This is a genomic window from Pseudomonas sp. 9Ag, from assembly GCF_902506445.1.
GTDB classification, from domain to species: domain Bacteria; phylum Pseudomonadota; class Gammaproteobacteria; order Pseudomonadales; family Pseudomonadaceae; genus Stutzerimonas; species Stutzerimonas stutzeri_AB.
Map to the genome: position 1 here is coordinate 1 of NZ_LR733836.1, position 14,206 is coordinate 14,206.

15 protein-coding genes and 1 tRNA gene are annotated in these 14,206 nt (G+C 61.0%); 7 read left to right on the plus strand and 9 right to left on the minus strand.

Annotated elements, in window-relative coordinates; genetic code table 11:
* Positions 1-42: 42 nt before the first annotated feature.
* The 7 genes from ALTERO38_RS00005 to ALTERO38_RS00035 form a co-directional block, all read right to left on the minus strand.
* Positions 43-777: a hypothetical protein gene (locus ALTERO38_RS00005; RefSeq protein ID WP_159966810.1), complete on the minus strand. Its 735-nt coding sequence runs from the start codon at positions 775-777 to the stop codon at positions 43-45.
* A 100-nt stretch (positions 778-877) separates the two neighbouring features.
* Positions 878-2,086, minus strand: coding sequence for an integrase arm-type DNA-binding domain-containing protein (locus ALTERO38_RS00010; protein ID WP_159966811.1), 1,209 nt, complete (start codon positions 2,084-2,086; stop codon positions 878-880).
* 209 nt (positions 2,087-2,295) lie between these two features.
* Positions 2,296-2,371: transfer RNA gene (locus ALTERO38_RS00015), tRNA-Phe, on the minus strand.
* 160 nt (positions 2,372-2,531) lie between these two features.
* Positions 2,532-2,804 (minus strand): oxidative damage protection protein, encoded by a 273-nt coding sequence (locus ALTERO38_RS00020; protein ID WP_102836561.1) that lies wholly within the window; start codon positions 2,802-2,804, stop codon positions 2,532-2,534.
* A complete protein-coding gene (mutY, locus tag ALTERO38_RS00025; protein WP_372239341.1) occupies positions 2,801-3,883 on the minus strand; it encodes an A/G-specific adenine glycosylase in 1,083 nt (360 codons plus the stop codon). The genes ALTERO38_RS00020 and mutY overlap by 4 nt, the downstream gene beginning before the upstream one ends.
* Positions 3,880-6,105, minus strand: coding sequence for an AsmA family protein (locus ALTERO38_RS00030; RefSeq protein WP_159966812.1), 2,226 nt, complete (start codon positions 6,103-6,105; stop codon positions 3,880-3,882). The genes mutY and ALTERO38_RS00030 overlap by 4 nt, the downstream gene beginning before the upstream one ends.
* Before the next feature lie 166 nt (positions 6,106-6,271).
* Positions 6,272-6,670: an acetyl-CoA sensor PanZ family protein gene (locus ALTERO38_RS00035; RefSeq protein WP_159969605.1), complete on the minus strand. Its 399-nt coding sequence runs from the start codon at positions 6,668-6,670 to the stop codon at positions 6,272-6,274.
* 231 nt (positions 6,671-6,901) lie between these two features.
* On the opposite strand from ALTERO38_RS00035, the gene hisB reads away from it, so the two are divergent.
* The 7 genes from hisB (at position 6,902) to ALTERO38_RS00070 (ending at position 12,011) form a co-directional block, all read left to right on the plus strand.
* Complete coding sequence (hisB, locus tag ALTERO38_RS00040; RefSeq protein WP_102836564.1) at positions 6,902-7,495, plus strand: imidazoleglycerol-phosphate dehydratase HisB; 594 nt, start codon at positions 6,902-6,904, stop codon at positions 7,493-7,495.
* A complete protein-coding gene (gene hisH / locus ALTERO38_RS00045; RefSeq protein ID WP_148925552.1) occupies positions 7,495-8,133 on the plus strand; it encodes an imidazole glycerol phosphate synthase subunit HisH in 639 nt (212 codons plus the stop codon). Before hisB ends, hisH begins: the two co-directional genes overlap by 1 nt.
* Positions 8,133-8,393, plus strand: coding sequence for a DUF2164 domain-containing protein (locus ALTERO38_RS00050; RefSeq protein WP_102836566.1), 261 nt, complete (start codon positions 8,133-8,135; stop codon positions 8,391-8,393). The genes hisH and ALTERO38_RS00050 overlap by 1 nt, the downstream gene beginning before the upstream one ends.
* 101 nt (positions 8,394-8,494) lie before the next feature.
* The gene (hisA, locus tag ALTERO38_RS00055) at positions 8,495-9,238 is read left to right on the plus strand and encodes a 1-(5-phosphoribosyl)-5-[(5-phosphoribosylamino)methylideneamino]imidazole-4-carboxamide isomerase (protein WP_102836567.1); all 744 of its coding nucleotides are present in this window, start codon (positions 8,495-8,497) and stop codon (positions 9,236-9,238) included.
* Positions 9,239-9,333: 95 nt separating this feature from the next.
* Complete coding sequence (hisF, locus tag ALTERO38_RS00060) at positions 9,334-10,104, plus strand: imidazole glycerol phosphate synthase subunit HisF (protein WP_148925550.1); 771 nt, start codon at positions 9,334-9,336, stop codon at positions 10,102-10,104.
* Positions 10,105-10,195: 91 nt separating this feature from the next.
* Positions 10,196-10,942 (plus strand): ABC transporter substrate-binding protein, encoded by a 747-nt coding sequence (locus tag ALTERO38_RS00065; protein ID WP_159966813.1) that lies wholly within the window; start codon positions 10,196-10,198, stop codon positions 10,940-10,942.
* A gap of 322 nt (positions 10,943-11,264) precedes the next feature.
* Positions 11,265-12,011: an ABC transporter substrate-binding protein gene (locus tag ALTERO38_RS00070; protein WP_148925548.1), complete on the plus strand. Its 747-nt coding sequence runs from the start codon at positions 11,265-11,267 to the stop codon at positions 12,009-12,011.
* A gap of 7 nt (positions 12,012-12,018) precedes the next feature.
* Here ALTERO38_RS00070 and ALTERO38_RS00075 read toward each other — a convergent pair whose 3' ends face one another.
* Complete coding sequence (locus ALTERO38_RS00075; protein WP_159966814.1) at positions 12,019-12,837, minus strand: divergent polysaccharide deacetylase family protein; 819 nt, start codon at positions 12,835-12,837, stop codon at positions 12,019-12,021.
* Positions 12,838-12,840: 3 nt separating this feature from the next.
* Entirely contained in the window at positions 12,841-14,178 is a 1,338-nt protein-coding gene (locus ALTERO38_RS00080; protein ID WP_159966815.1) for a S41 family peptidase, read from the minus strand.
* Positions 14,179-14,206 lie beyond the last annotated feature (28 nt).

Genomic DNA, 14,206 nt, shown 5'->3' on the forward strand with positions numbered 1-14,206 from the left:
CCTAGACGCCAGCAACTGCGCGGCTTTGAGGGGGGGGTGGGTTCACTCGCCAGGGGTCTTGCTGGCACCTCCCTCCGGCCTCCAGTTTGCCAGCTTGGCCGCTTCCTCTACGCCTGTCGCGTTCGGCGTGCCATCTTCCTTGGTCAGGCCATAGGCGGCGGCGTGTTCGTTGAGCCACTTGGTTAGGGCTTGCTTTGGCGTCTTTCCGCGCAACCGTTCGGGGTCGCTGGTCACGGCTTCCCATGCCCGAATGGCTGCTGCCAGCTTGGGCGCATAGTTCGGGTGCGTTTTTTCCAGATAGCCGGGCTGGCCTTCCTCTCGGTTGGGAAAAAAGAACCCAGCGGTAAAGCCGCGTGTCAGCAACCAGGCGCGGATATCGTTCGTTGCGATTGATGTCAGATCCCAATCAATGAGCGGCTTGTAAAAAAGCTTTCCATCAGCAGAAAGCACTTCCCCTTCTTCCGCTGTTCGGCCGCGACCATCCTCAAAAAGAATTTCGTTGTATTCAACGTCGGCGAGTGCGTCCGCATAACCATATTCTCGAGGAGAAACTCGGATTTTGGCGCTAAGTGTTCCGTCTCGGATCGCCCCTTTCAAAGCAGTAACCGCTGCCTGAAAGCTTGGGTCTAACCGAGATGGCTGCGAATTGTATTCAGCTAGCCGCAAGTAACGATATTCGCCATTGTCAATTAAGCTCGGCGTCTGTCCTATAATCAGTGCGGCAGCTTGATAAGCGTTCAGCGACTCGCAAAGGCGCCAATAATCAAGTTCATCCATTGCACCCTCCCAGGCGCTCCCACTTCCTAAATAAATCGGCTGGTCAGGCGGTGGGAAGTCCGCTTTTCGCTCCGTCGAGCTGGGCCAGCCAAAAAAACCGTTAAGCCTTGCGCTTGATGCTCACTACATTGGCGCCAGCACATAGCGCGTCTATCGAATCGGCCCAGGCTTGCATCATTTCCCGGCGCTGCTCCAGGTAGGTGGCGTGGTTGTAAATATCGCGGATTTCGTCGTTGTCGCCGTGCGCTAGCTGGCGTTCGATCCAGTCGCGGTTATAGCCGCGCCCGTTGAGTTCGGTGCTCAGCAGGTGGCGGAAGCCGTGTCCGGTCTGGCGGCCTTCGTAGCCCATCAGGCGCAGTGCCTTGTTAATCGTGTTCTCGCTCATTGGCCGGTCGGGGTTTTGCTGGCCTGCAAACACTAGCGGGTAATCGCCTGTGATTTCCTTGAGCTGGCGCAGGATGGCAACGGCTTGGCGGGGCAGGGGAACCACATGCGGGCGGCGGGCTTTCATGCGCGCTTTCGGAATGGTCCAGGTGGCGCCGTCCAGATCGAACTCCGACCACGGCGCCTGGCGCAGCTCACCAGGGCGAACGGCTGTCAGCACCAGCAAACGGATGGCGCAGCGGGTCAGGGTGTTGAGCGTGGTCGATTCGATCTTGCCCAGCAGCTCGGGCAGTTCGGCAAAGGCAACGTGCGGATGGTGCCGGGTGGCTTTAGGCGGTGCGGCTACTACGTCCAGATCGGTGGCAGGGTTGGCTTCGACTACGCCACTGGCCAGACCAAAGCGGAATATCTGGTGTAGCCATTGGCGAATCTTGCCAGCGGCATTCAGCGTGCCCCGCGCTTCGACCTTGCGCACCAGCTCGACCAGATCGGGGCGGGTGATGGCTTTGACCGGGCGGGCACCGATGCCGGGTATCAAGTCGTTTTCCAAATACAGCTTGGCTTTGTATGCCGTGCTTTCGGCCCAGCGTGGCGCGTTGTAGGCATACCACTCCCGCGCCAGCGTCTCGAATGTCACGCCATCGACCCGCTGCGCTTGTCTGGCGGCTTTTCTCTGCTCGCCGGGGTCGGTGCCCTCGGTTAGCAGTTGGCGGGCCTCGTCGCGCCTCTGGCGGGCTTTCTGGAGCGTGACGGCAGGATAGGTGCCAAGCGCCAGCATCTTTGCCTTGCCGTCGAAGCGGTAGCGATAGCGCCACAGCTTCGAGCCGGTCGGCGCCACTTCCAGGCATAACCCGTTGGCGTCCGTGAGCCGGTATAGCTTTTCCTTCGGCTTGGCGGTGCGGATGGTGGTATCGGATAAGGCCATTGCAATTCCCTCGCAAGCCGCGCCATTCGGGCGCCCCATTGTGTCGCTGTGAGTAGATTTTTAGACCGAACCGGCTCTACTCACGAATCTACGCACAATTGTTTGGGCTTACAAGGGAAGGGTAGGGAAGTGCAGACAACAAAAAACCCGCACTAGGCGGGCTTCTTGTGGGCTTTCGGGTGGTTTTGGCACCACCTGAAATTAATAGATGGTGCCCAGGGACGGAATCGAACCGCCGACACGGGGATTTTCAATCCCCTGCTCTACCGACTGAGCTACCTGGGCAACGGGGCGCTATTAGACGGATTTGCCGTTTGCCTGTCAAGCGTGGCTTTGAAAATATTTAGTTAGAACGGGCATTTAGCGATATATGCAGGCGCTTTGGTCTCTAGGCGCGACAGCAAACCTTGGCGCTGGCTCTTGCTGCGCCAAGGTTGCGAATACCTTATTCGCTCGGCGGCACGTAGCCTTCGGCCTGGGCGTATTCTTCGCCGGAGAGATATTTGTCCATCTCGGTCTGCAGGAATTTGCGGTCCTCGGCGTTCATCATGTTCAGCCTGCGCTCATTGATCAGCATGGTCTGGTGTTTCTGCCAATCGTCCCAGGCCTTCTTCGAGACGTTTTTGTAGATGTCTTCGCCCTTGGCGCCAGGATAAGGCGGGCGCTCCAGACCGGGCAGTTCTTCTTTGTACTTGCGGCAATTCACGGTGCGGGTCATGACATCTCTCCTGCGTTCAATTCGGCGGCGGCGCGCTTGAGCAGCGTCTTTACCGGGGCGGCAAGCCCCAGTCGCGGCGGGGTGGCGAGGTTATACCAGAGCCAGTCCGGCTCGGCCACGGCGCCGACTTCTGACGTGACTCTGATCAGCCAGGGCTCGATGGCCAACTGGAAATGACTGAAGGTATGGGTCAGGGTGGGGAGCTCGCGGCGCTGCTGCAATTGCAAGGCGTGACGTGCAGCGAGCGGGTCGAGCGCAGCTAGATCATCCAGCTCCGGCAGGCTCCAGAGTCCGCCCCACAGTCCCGTAGGTGGGCGGCGATAGAGCAGTATGGCGCCCTCATGGTTGGCCAGCAGCGGCATCAGGGTGCGCTTGCGCGGTAATGTCTTGCGCGGCTTGGGCGTCGGAAACTCGGTTTCGCGGCCCAGCAGGTGGGCGCGGCAGCCAGTCTTCAGTGGGCAGAGCAGGCAGCTGGGTTTGCTGCGCGTGCAGAGTGTCGCACCCAGGTCCATCATTGCCTGGGTGTAATGGTTGACTCGTGTTTGTGGGGTCAGCCGCTCGGCCACGTCCCACAGCTGCCGGGCTACCTTTGGCTCGCCTGGATAGCCCTCCAGTGCGGCAAAGCGGGCCAGCACGCGCTTGACGTTGCCGTCCAGAATTGGTGCCCGCAGGCCCATGCTCAGGCTGGCAATGGCGCCGGCAGTGGACCGTCCAATGCCGGGCAGCTCGGCCAGCTGTCCCACGTCCTGCGGAAATTCACCGCCATGCTCGGCAACAACCAGTTTGGCGGTCTTGTGCAGGTTTCGTGCACGGCTGTAGTAACCCAGCCCGGTCCATAGATGCAGAACTTCGTCCTCTGGCGCGCTGGCCAGGGCTTCGACGGTGGGTAGCGCTGCCATGAAGCGGTCGAAGTAGCCGAGCACGGTGCTGACCTGCGTCTGCTGCAGCATGATCTCCGATACCCACACACGGTAGGGCGTGATGCCTTGCTGCCAGGGCAGATCCTTGCGCCCGTGGCGGTCGTACCAGTCGAGAACGGCGACGCTGAACTGCGCGTCGCTCAACGCTTGCTGGGTCATCGATTGAACAGGCCTTTCAGTGCGTCTTTTAATTCGGGACTGACCTTGTCGCCCAGCTTCTCTTCGATGGTCTCGTTGAGCTTGTCTCCGGCGAGCCGGGCGGCGATTTTGCCGAGGCGGTCGTTGTCGAAGCGACAGGCCTTGGCACCCAGTTCGAGCGGACCGCGGCAGCGCAACGGCCATTCGATACCGACATACCGTTCATTAACTGCACAGGCCGGGTCGGGCATGTCGCCCTTGTCACCCTCGATCACGAGGCCGATGCGGTAGTCCATGCCGAGCACGCGCAGGTCAACATCACCTTCGCCGTTCACCGTGAGACCGGGAATGCTGACCTTCAGGTCGGGGTTGCTGGCAACGCCATTGCGCAGGGTGAGGTTGCCTTTCAGTTCGCGGAATGGCGTGTCCTTGCCGCGCGGCTCGCTGCTCAATGGTTTGCGGTTGAGGGTGGCAATGGCGCGACAAAGCTGCTGCTCGAGGTTGGCATCGACGAGGATGCCGTTGTCGATGATGAAGCCGATCTTGCCGTTGAAGTTGTCGATCCAGGCTTGCTGGCTGTTGCCCTGGGTGCGGATGTCGCTGTCCAGGTTGAGCAGGCCTTTGATCACCACCTCTTCGCCCTGGCTTTGCAGCAGGCCTTCGATGGGGACGCGGGCCAGGCGGGTCTGGGCGGTAATCAGGGGCACCTGCGGTCGGACATCGAGACTGGCGGAAGCTTCAACTCGACCGTTGTAGAGGCCGCCACGCAACTGCTCCAGCGTCAGCAGACCGCCCGCCGTGCGCGCTTTGAGGGCGAAGCTGTCGACCGGCAGCTTCATTGCAGTGAGGTTATCGATGCTCAGGTTGATGCGCGTGTCCAGATTGCGCAGGGCGCTGACCGGCAGAGCGGTGGTGCTACTCCATGCCTGCTGGGTTGGTTTGTCTGGCAGAGGCGTGGTGCCACTGCCGATAACTGCCGCTTGGGTAACTTTGACCTCGCTTTGACGCGCAGCGCCGGCAGAGTCTTCCTTTGCTGGCGGCGGCAAATAGCGGTCGAGATTCAGCTGGTCCCCGCTCAGGTCGACTCGCAATGCTTGCTTGGCAAAATCACTGACCGCGATTTGGCCGGTAAAGGTGCTGCCGTCCAGCTTCAGATTGATCTCTTCGAAGGTCAGGCTGGTCGGGGTGCCGGCAAGGCGGGTGACCAGCTCGGCCTTGCCCAGCGCGGTGTTGTCGGCCATGGCCGGGAGCTGTTGGCCGATGCTCTCGAGGAATTCTCGCAGGTTGAATTCGGCGATCGACAATGCTCCGGTGATTTTTGGCTGGTCCTGCAGATCGCGGGCCTTGAGTTCGCCAAGACCACGCAATTGATTGGCCGTGAACTTGAGGCTGGTCCACTCGGCGATATCGGCAGCCAGATCGGCCAAAAGCTGGCCCTGGGCGCTGAACGACAGTGTCTTGCCCTGCAATGGCTCGCCAGAGGCCTCACCGCTCAAGCGCAGATCTTCGAGCTGATAGCGCTGCAGCTTGGTATCGAAGCGCAACGCCCCCTGCAATTCGGTACGCGCGCGCATGACCGGCTTGTTGCTGCCGAAAAAGGCGTTGAGCTTGACTGGGATCGAAGTGGCTTCGCGAATGGCACCCGTGGTCAGTTCGATGCCTTCAGCGCTGAACTGCTGTCCGGTCTGTGCATCATGGTAGGTCACTCGTGCGTCGCTGATGGTCAGGCTGTCGATGTCCAGTTGCAACGGGCGCTTGGCGTTATCTGCCGTCTGCTCGTCATCCCCGGGTTCGGCCGCTTCTGCGGGTGGCGTTGCGCCTGGCGGTGTTTCGCTAGTGTCCGGGCGGCCCACGCCTTCCCAGTTACCACGTCCCTTCTCGTCGCGGTTAAGTGTCAGGTTCAGCCCATTGAGGGTGATGTCGCTCATCTCCACTTCGCGACTTAGCAACGGCAGTACCCGGACCGACAGCCCCAGCATGCGCAGGTCGGCGAAGGGGTGTTCGGGTGTCTGCACGCTGGCCAGGGTGGTGTCGTGCAGCTCCAGGCCGAGCCAGGGAAACAGGCTCCAGCCGATATCGCCGGCGATGTTCAGTTCGAGTCCGGCCTTGTCGCGAGCGAGTGTGCGGATCTCGTCTTTGTAGTCGTTAGGGTCGAACAGATGGGTCAGGGCAAAGCCCAATGCGACGATGAGGAGCAGCAACCCGAGGATTACCAGGCCCAGGATCTTGCCGAGCGCTTTCATGGACAGGTCCTTTGTGTTTGGCATTTCAAAAGCAGCGAGTATAGCGTCACGAACCACGGCTTTTGCCGTGGCTGGCGTTGGAGTGGTTACCTGCGTCTGGGTTCCTGTGTGCGATGGCGGTGCTGCCAGAGGACTATGACAGTCGGGGGAGAAACGTCGGCAGGGCTTAGATTGCGTCCAGTGGGAGATGTGCCCGTGCGGCCAAAGCTTGAGCCTCCAGCTGGTCTGCCGGTGCCGCCAGGTGCAGATCCTGCCCGGCTTCACTGGCCAGACGCCGACTTTCTTCGAGGATGCGTGCACCTACGCCCCGACGGCGAGTGAGCTTACGTACGCACAGGTGCGACAGACGCCAGTTGGACGAGCCTCGTTGCAACAGGGCGGCACCGAGCAGCCGGTCATTGAAACGACCCCCGATCAGGCTGTGGTCGGCCAACCCGGCCTCGATAAGGGCTGCTGCATCTGCGTAAGGCGTCAGGAGCCAGGCAGGGGCGTCGGCGAAGATTTTCGCCAGATCGATACGGTCCTGCTGGCTGGGCTCGGTTACGACTTCAACGAAAACGGGCATGTTGACCTGGCTGTTGTGGTGAGTGACGGAAAGGATAACCGTGCCGGCTCTGCGACGCACGACAGCGCAGCCGATAGGCCGGCCGGTGAGTCGTTGAGCGGTCAGCCTCCGTGCTGCTCGATCAGCCAGCCGGCAGTTTGCAGCAGCCGAGCCGCAGGGCGCGTATCGACGAGGGTAGGTTTGGGCCTATAATGCGGCTCATTTTTCGCCCCACGATCAGCGGAGCTGTTGATGTCCGAACGTACGGCTTGCGTAGAGCGCAACACCCTGGAAACCCAGGTCAAGGCCACCATCAACCTGGACGGCACCGGCAAGAGCCGCTTTGCCATCGGCGTGCCGTTTCTCGAGCACATGCTCGACCAGATCGCCCGCCACGGCTTGATCGATCTGGACATCGAATGCCAGGGCGATTTGCACATTGATGACCACCACACCGTCGAAGACGTTGGCATCACCCTCGGCCAGGCATTCGCCAAAGCTGTTGGCGACAAGAAAGGCATGACCCGTTACGGACATTCCTACGTGCCATTGGATGAAGCGCTGTCGCGCGTGGTGATCGACTTTTCCGGGCGTCCGGGTCTGCAGATGCATGTCCCCTACACCCGTGCCAGCGTGGGCGGCTTCGATGTCGATCTGTTTCAGGAATTCTTCCAGGGCTTCGTTAACCACGCCTTGGTGACCCTGCACATCGACAACCTGCGCGGGCACAACACCCACCACCAGATCGAGACCGTGTTCAAGGCGTTCGGCCGCGCGCTGCGCATGGCGGTGACGCTGGATGAGCGCATGGCCGGGCAGATGCCGTCGACCAAAGGTTGCCTGTAATGCAGACCGTCGCAGTCATCGATTACGGCATGGGCAACCTGCATTCGGTCGCCAAGGCGCTCGAGCATGTGGGTGCCGGTCGGGTGCTGATTACCAGCGATGCCCAAGTCATTCGCGAAGCCGATCGCGTGGTGTTTCCCGGCGTCGGCGCGATTCGCGATTGCATGGCTGAAATCCGCCGGCTGGGCTTTGACGAGCTGGTCCGTGAAGTCAGCGTCGATCGGCCGTTCCTCGGCATCTGCGTGGGTATGCAGGCACTGATGGAGCGCAGCGAAGAGAACGGCGGCGTCGATTGCATTGGCCTGTTTCCCGGTCAGGTGCGTTTCTTCGGCAAGGATCTGGAAGAAGACGGCGAGCGCCTCAAGGTGCCGCACATGGGCTGGAACCAGGTCGAGCAGGCTGTCAGCCATCCGCTCTGGCACAACATTCCCGCCGATGGCCGCTTCTATTTCGTACACAGCTACTACATCGAGGCCGGTAATCCGCGCCAGGTGGTTGGCCGTGGCCATTACGGCAAGGATTTCGCCGCCGCGCTGGCCGACGGTTCGCGCTTTGCCGTGCAGTTCCATCCCGAAAAGAGCCATACCCACGGCTTGCAGCTGCTGCAGAACTTCGCTGCCTGGGATGGCCGCTGGTAATGAGCCGGGCGAAGCTCAAGGCGCCGGTCTTGGCACTGGATTCAGCTCAGGAGCAGGCCGCACAGCAGATCATCAAGCGCTTTCTGGAAGACCGCTTCGAGTTGGAACTGGGTTCATTCGAGGCGCAAGAAGTGCTCGATCTGTTCGCTCGCGAGATCGCTCCGCTGTACTACAACAAGGCGATCTTCGACGTGCAGACGCACCTGAAAGAGCGCTTCGAAAGCATCGAAAGCGACCTGTGGGCGCTCGAGAAAAACTAGCGGCAGCGGCAGGCTTCTGCTGACGTTGCCAGAAATAGATACGCAGGCATGCTCGCCGCTATCGGCTTGCAGCTTGCCGCTCGTTTGACGAAGGAAAAAGCATGCTGATCATTCCCGCCATCGATCTCAAGGACGGCGCCTGTGTGCGTCTGCGTCAGGGCCTGATGGACGACGCCACGGTGTTCTCCGACGACCCGGTGGCCATGGCCGCCAAATGGGTCGAGGCCGGCTGCCGTCGCCTGCACCTGGTCGATCTCAACGGCGCCTTCGAAGGCCAGCCGGTCAATGGTGAAGTGGTCACCGCAATCGCTAAGCGCTATCCCGACCTACCGATCCAGATCGGTGGCGGCATCCGCTCCCTGGAAACCATCGAGCACTACGTTCGCGCTGGCGTCAGCTACGTGATCATCGGCACCAAGGCGGTCAAGCAGCCGGAATTCGTCGGCGAAGCCTGCCGCGCCTTCCCGGGCAAGGTGATCGTCGGCCTGGATGCGAAAGACGGCTTTGTCGCCACCGACGGCTGGGCTGAGGTCAGCAGTGTTCAGGCTGTCGATCTGGCGCGACGCTTCGAGGCTGATGGCGTCTCGGCAATCGTCTACACGGACATCGCCAAGGACGGCATGATGCAGGGCTGCAACGTCGAAGCCACTGTGGCGCTGGCCAATGCCAGTCGCATCCCGGTGATCGCCTCTGGCGGCATTCACAACATCGGTGACATCCAGAAGCTGCTCGACACCAACACGCGCGGGATTGTCGGCGCAATTACCGGTCGTGCGATTTATGAGGGCACGCTCGATGTTGCCGAGGCGCAGGCGCTCTGCGATCTGAAGTACAAGGACGAATAAGCCGTAGGGCGGACAACGCTTCGCTTGTCCGCCCTGCATCCGGTGACCCGGTGGACAACGCTGCGCGGTTGTCCACCCTACGAGAGAGATCGACCATGGCCTTGGCCAAACGCATCATTCCCTGCCTCGACGTGGACAACGGCCGCGTGGTCAAGGGCGTCCAGTTTGAAAACATCCGCGATGCCGGTGATCCAGTGGAAATCGCCCGTCGCTACGATGAACAGGGCGCCGACGAGATCACCTTTCTCGATATCACTGCCAGCGTCGACAATCGCGACACCACGCTGCATACGGTCGAGCGCATGGCCAGCCAGGTGTTCATTCCGCTGACCGTCGGCGGCGGTGTGCGCTCGGTGCAGGATATTCGCAACCTGCTCAACGCCGGCGCCGACAAGGTTTCGATCAACACCGCTGCGGTGTTCACGCCGGAGTTCGTCGGTGAAGCGGCTGATCGGTTCGGCTCGCAGTGCATTGTCGTTGCCATTGATGCCAAGCGGGTTTCCGCTCCGGGCGAAACCCCGCGTTGGGAGATCTTTACTCACGGTGGGCGCAAGCCGACCGGGCTCGACGCCGTGCTGTGGGCGCAGAAGATGGAAGCGCTGGGCGCTGGCGAAATCCTCCTGACCAGCATGGACCAGGACGGCGTCAAGAGTGGCTACGACCTGGGTGTGACTCGGGCGATCAGCGAAGCGGTGCATATTCCGGTGATCGCCTCTGGTGGCGTCGGCAATCTGCAGCATCTGGCCGATGGCGTTCTGCAAGGCAAGGCCGATGCGGTGCTGGCCGCAAGCATCTTCCATTTCGGCGAGTACACCGTGCCGGAAGCCAAGGCCTATATGGCCAGCTGCGGCATCGTGATGCGCTGATCGGCGCGTACCGGACTGCTCGAAGCTGCACTTACAACATACAAGGACACAGCCGCGACATACCGCGGCTGCCGCATCAAGGGACCCCGCCATGTTCAAAAACACATTGTTGTCGCTGGCCGCCAGCCTGTCGCTGATCACTTCTGCTGCGCACTCCGCGCCGGAACCAATCAATCTGCTCACCGAAAATTTCCCGCCCTACAACATGGCAGTCGACGGCAAGAATTTTGCGCGCGACGAAAACATTACGGGTATCGCCGCCGACATCGTCCGCGAAATGTTCAAGCGTGCCGGTGTGGAGTACACGCTGACGCTGCGTTTCCCCTGGGAGCGGATTTACAAGATGGCTCTGGAGATGCCAGGGTACGGCGTATTCGTCACTGCTCGGTTGCCGGAGCGGGAAGAGCTCTTCAAGTGGGTGGGGCCGATCGGTCCGGACGACTGGGTGCTGTTGGCCAGGGGCGACAGCACGATCGAAGTCAGCAGTCTCGAGCAGGCCAGCCAGTACCGCATTGGCGCCTACAAGGGTGATGCGATTGCCGAACACCTCGCGGCACAGGGGTTGGAGCCGTCGCTGGCCCTGCGCGACCAAACCAACGTGGACAAGCTCCAGGGCGGCACGATCGACCTCTGGGCCACCGGTGATCCGGCTGGGCGCTACCTGGCCAAGCAGCAAGGCGTAAACGGCCTAAAGCGGGTGCTCAAGTTCGACAGTGCGGAGCTCTACCTGGCGCTCAACAAAGGTGTCCCTGATGAGACCGTAGCCAGGCTGCAGGCCGCGCTGGAGCAGATGCGCGCTGACGGCACGCTAGCCAGTATCCAAGGTCGTTATCTGTAAGCGGTCTTTCCGGCCGCATCTCAGCTTGTTCCGATTCGTAGCGTTGTTGCGCCACAGCGCCCCGTTTCGGAACGTTATGCTGAGTCTCCTCAGCGAGCACAGGAGAGTCTCCTTCCGTTTCGCCCGTCGCGCAGCTGTAAGGGCCTGGGGTGATGGCAATATGATGCTCAAGTTTGTGCGGTTCGTCCCATTTCGGCTGTAGCCACGCTACGCCTGGATCGCAAGTTGCTAAACATTAAAGGTGCGACACACGCATGGGCTCTGCTAGTCAGTTGTCAGCGTTGTGTCGCCTGCGGATGTTTTGCATACGGGGGAGGGTGCGATGAGACGAATTCTAGCGGCCGGGCTGTTGCTGGTAATGGCCGTCTCGGCCAGGGCAGCACTGCCTGAAGACTACAAGGTGGTGCTACTGACCGAGAATTTCCCGCCGTTCAATATGGCAGCGGACGGCAAGAACTATGCAGCAGACCACAACATCAGCGGGATCAATGCCGAGATAGTGCGCGAGATGTTCAAGCGTGCCGAGATTGATTACAGCCTGACGCTGCGTTTCCCCTGGGAGCGCATCTACAACCAGGTCCTGGAGCATCCCGATCAGGGACTGTTTTCTACCACCTATACACCTGAGCGTGAGCCGCTGTTCAAATGGGTCGGCCCGCTGGCCAGTACCGGATGGGTGCTGCTGGCCCCGGCAGGCAGCCCGATGCGGCTGAGTTCGCTTGAGCAGGCCAAGCAGTACCAGGTCGGCGCCTACAAGAACGACGCGGTTAGCCAGCACTTGGAAAGCAAGGGTTTCGAGCCGATCAACTCACTGCGCGACCAGGAAAACATCGGCAAGCTGCTCAAGGGGCAGATAGATCTTTGGGCGACAACCGACCCGGTCGGGCCCTACCTGGCGAAGCAGGAGGGGGTGAGCGGTCTGACTACGGTGTTGCGTTTCAACGACGCGCAGTTGTTTCTTGCCCTGAATAAAGAGACGCCGGATGAAGTCGTCTCTCGGTTGCAGAAAGCGCTGAATGAGATGAAGAGTGACGGCGCCATCGATGCCATCATGCGTCGCTACCTCTGACCTTTCGTCACCGATACAGGCCGTTTGCGCCATGGGCGATCATGGCACGGTTGCCTCGGGTGGCGATCATTTGGCCGAGGTCCACCCAGTCGATACCCTGAGCAGCCAGCTTCGGCAGCTCCCGCTCCAACAGGGCGAGCGTTGCCGGGTGTGGGTGACCGATCACCACCACTGAACCCTGCCTGCGAGCGAGCTGTACGGCGGCGTGAAACTGCGCGGCCACGGCTTCGGGACTGGGGTCGTCATCGAGAAAAATGTCACGAGAAAGACTCGCCAGGCCGATGCGTTGCGCAGTCGCAGCTGCAACGGTAGCGGCATTGGTACGACTGTCGAGAAAGAACAGGTGGCGTTGTTGCAGCTCGCGCATGAGCGAGGCCATGGGCTCTTGGCGGTCGGTCATCTGGCTGCCCATGTGATTGTTAACACCGCTGGCATGCGGCACCTTTGCGAGGGCATCGTTCAGCCGCCGGTCGAGCTCCGCTGCAGGCAACTGCGGTTGCCAAGCGTAAGGCCCATCAGCAGGGGCCATGGGCAGGTGCAACATAACGGTCTTGCCTGCCGCGTTGGCTCGCTCCGCCAGCTCTGTGGCATGCCGAGTGTCAGGCAGGATCGCCATGCCCACAGGGCCAGGCAAGGCCAGAACGCGTGCATCGCGCGCCGCGTTCTGGCCCAGGTCATCCATGACCAGTGCCAGTTTTGGCATTCGCGAAACGGATGCCAGATCGACGGCATCGCCGTTGTCATGGGCATGGGGCGCGATATCCGTTGCGCCAACAGCCGCAAGCGGAACCAATACCCCCAACAGCGAAGCTAGAACCCTGGGCATCAACTACTGGCCGCGGGTGAGGTTCAACCCCTTGAGCAGATTCAGCGCCTGACCGAGTTGGTAGTCCTCATCCTGAGGGCGTGGAGATTCACTGACGATCGGCGCCGTTGTGGGCCGGTCCTCGCCCCCGTTGCCATTGCCAAGGTGTCCGGCCAGATCGGCCTCGCGAATGCCTTCCGCAGATTGTTCACGCGTCAGTTTGGCGCGGGTGACCCGAATATCCGGCTCGATTCCCTGGGCCTGGATGGAGCGACCATTAGGCGTGTAATAAAGCGCAGTGGTGAGCTTCAGAGCTCGGTCGTTATTCAGCGGAAGTACCGTCTGCACCGAGCCTTTACCGAAGCTGTCGGTCCCCATGACCACGCCCCGTTTCTGATCCTGCAAGGCGCCGGCCACGATTTCCGACGCCGAGGCGCTGCCTCCATTGATCAGCACGACCAGCGAAACGCCTTCGCTGGCGTCGGCCGCGTCTGCGTTGAAGCGCAGTTCGGAGTTTGCGATACGGCCTTTGGTATAGACGATCAATCCGTCAGTCAGGAAATGGTCGGATACCTCCACTGCCGCTTGGAGCACCCCTCCGGGATTGTTGCGCAGATCGAGCACCAGTCCGTTGAGCTTCTTGCCATTTTCCTTGCGCAAGCGTGCCAGGGCCTTACCCACTTCCTCGCCAGTATTGATCTGGAATTGCGTGACGCGCAGGTAGCCATAGCCCGACTCAAGCAGCTGACTCTTGACGCTGTTTACCTTGATCACGGCGCGGGTGAGCTTGACCGTAAAAGGCTTGCCGCCCTCGCGCACCAGCGAAAGCGCTATGTCGCTGCCGGGTTTGCCGCGCATCATGCCCACCGCATCCATCATCGACATGCCCTTGGTCGGCTTGCCGTCGATCTTGACGATCAGATCGCCCGCTTCGATGCCGGCCTTGGACGCCGGGGTATCGTCGATCGGCGATACCACCTTGATGAAGCCGTCTTCGATCCCGACTTCGACGCCCAGGCCGCCGAACTCGCCGCTGGTGCTCTCCTGAAGATCGGCGAAGGCATCGGGTTCAAGGTAGGCGGAATGGGGGTCGAGGTTGCTGAGCATGCCCTTGATGGCATTCTCCAACAGTGTTTTGTCGTCGACCGGCTCCACGTATGCGGCCTTGATCCGGTCCAGTACTTCGGCAAAAGTCCGCAGTTCTTCCAGTGGCAGAGGCGCTTTTTGCGTCGCGGTGTTCAACTGGAGCGGTTCTGGGGCGATCTCGGGGGGCGATTGCTGCGCCAAGGCGCTACCGTGCATCCCCAGCATGATGGTCAGGGCCAGGGTGGTGGGTTGGGCAAAACGGCACAGGTGCAGCATGTCTGACTCCAGTTGTGAGGGGCGCGCT

Coding starts and splice junctions, on each gene's coding strand:
- hisH (WP_148925552.1), top strand. CDS start 7,495: ATGCAGACCGTCGCAGTCATCGATTACGGCATGGGCAACCTGCATTCG.
- ALTERO38_RS00050 (WP_102836566.1), top strand. CDS start 8,133: ATGAGCCGGGCGAAGCTCAAGGCGCCGGTCTTGGCACTGGATTCAGCT.
- hisB (WP_102836564.1), top strand. CDS start 6,902: ATGTCCGAACGTACGGCTTGCGTAGAGCGCAACACCCTGGAAACCCAG.
- ALTERO38_RS00005 (WP_159966810.1), bottom strand. CDS start 777: ATGGATGAACTTGATTATTGGCGCCTTTGCGAGTCGCTGAACGCTTAT.
- ALTERO38_RS00065 (WP_159966813.1), top strand. CDS start 10,196: ATGTTCAAAAACACATTGTTGTCGCTGGCCGCCAGCCTGTCGCTGATC.
- ALTERO38_RS00080 (WP_159966815.1), bottom strand. CDS start 14,178: ATGCTGCACCTGTGCCGTTTTGCCCAACCCACCACCCTGGCCCTGACC.
- mutY (WP_372239341.1), bottom strand. CDS start 3,883: ATGACCCAGCAAGCGTTGAGCGACGCGCAGTTCAGCGTCGCCGTTCTC.
- ALTERO38_RS00035 (WP_159969605.1), bottom strand. CDS start 6,670: ATGCCCGTTTTCGTTGAAGTCGTAACCGAGCCCAGCCAGCAGGACCGT.
- ALTERO38_RS00010 (WP_159966811.1), bottom strand. CDS start 2,086: ATGGCCTTATCCGATACCACCATCCGCACCGCCAAGCCGAAGGAAAAG.
- ALTERO38_RS00075 (WP_159966814.1), bottom strand. CDS start 12,837: ATGCCCAGGGTTCTAGCTTCGCTGTTGGGGGTATTGGTTCCGCTTGCG.
- ALTERO38_RS00070 (WP_148925548.1), top strand. CDS start 11,265: ATGAGACGAATTCTAGCGGCCGGGCTGTTGCTGGTAATGGCCGTCTCG.
- hisF (WP_148925550.1), top strand. CDS start 9,334: ATGGCCTTGGCCAAACGCATCATTCCCTGCCTCGACGTGGACAACGGC.
- ALTERO38_RS00030 (WP_159966812.1), bottom strand. CDS start 6,105: ATGAAAGCGCTCGGCAAGATCCTGGGCCTGGTAATCCTCGGGTTGCTG.
- hisA (WP_102836567.1), top strand. CDS start 8,495: ATGCTGATCATTCCCGCCATCGATCTCAAGGACGGCGCCTGTGTGCGT.
- ALTERO38_RS00020 (WP_102836561.1), bottom strand. CDS start 2,804: ATGACCCGCACCGTGAATTGCCGCAAGTACAAAGAAGAACTGCCCGGT.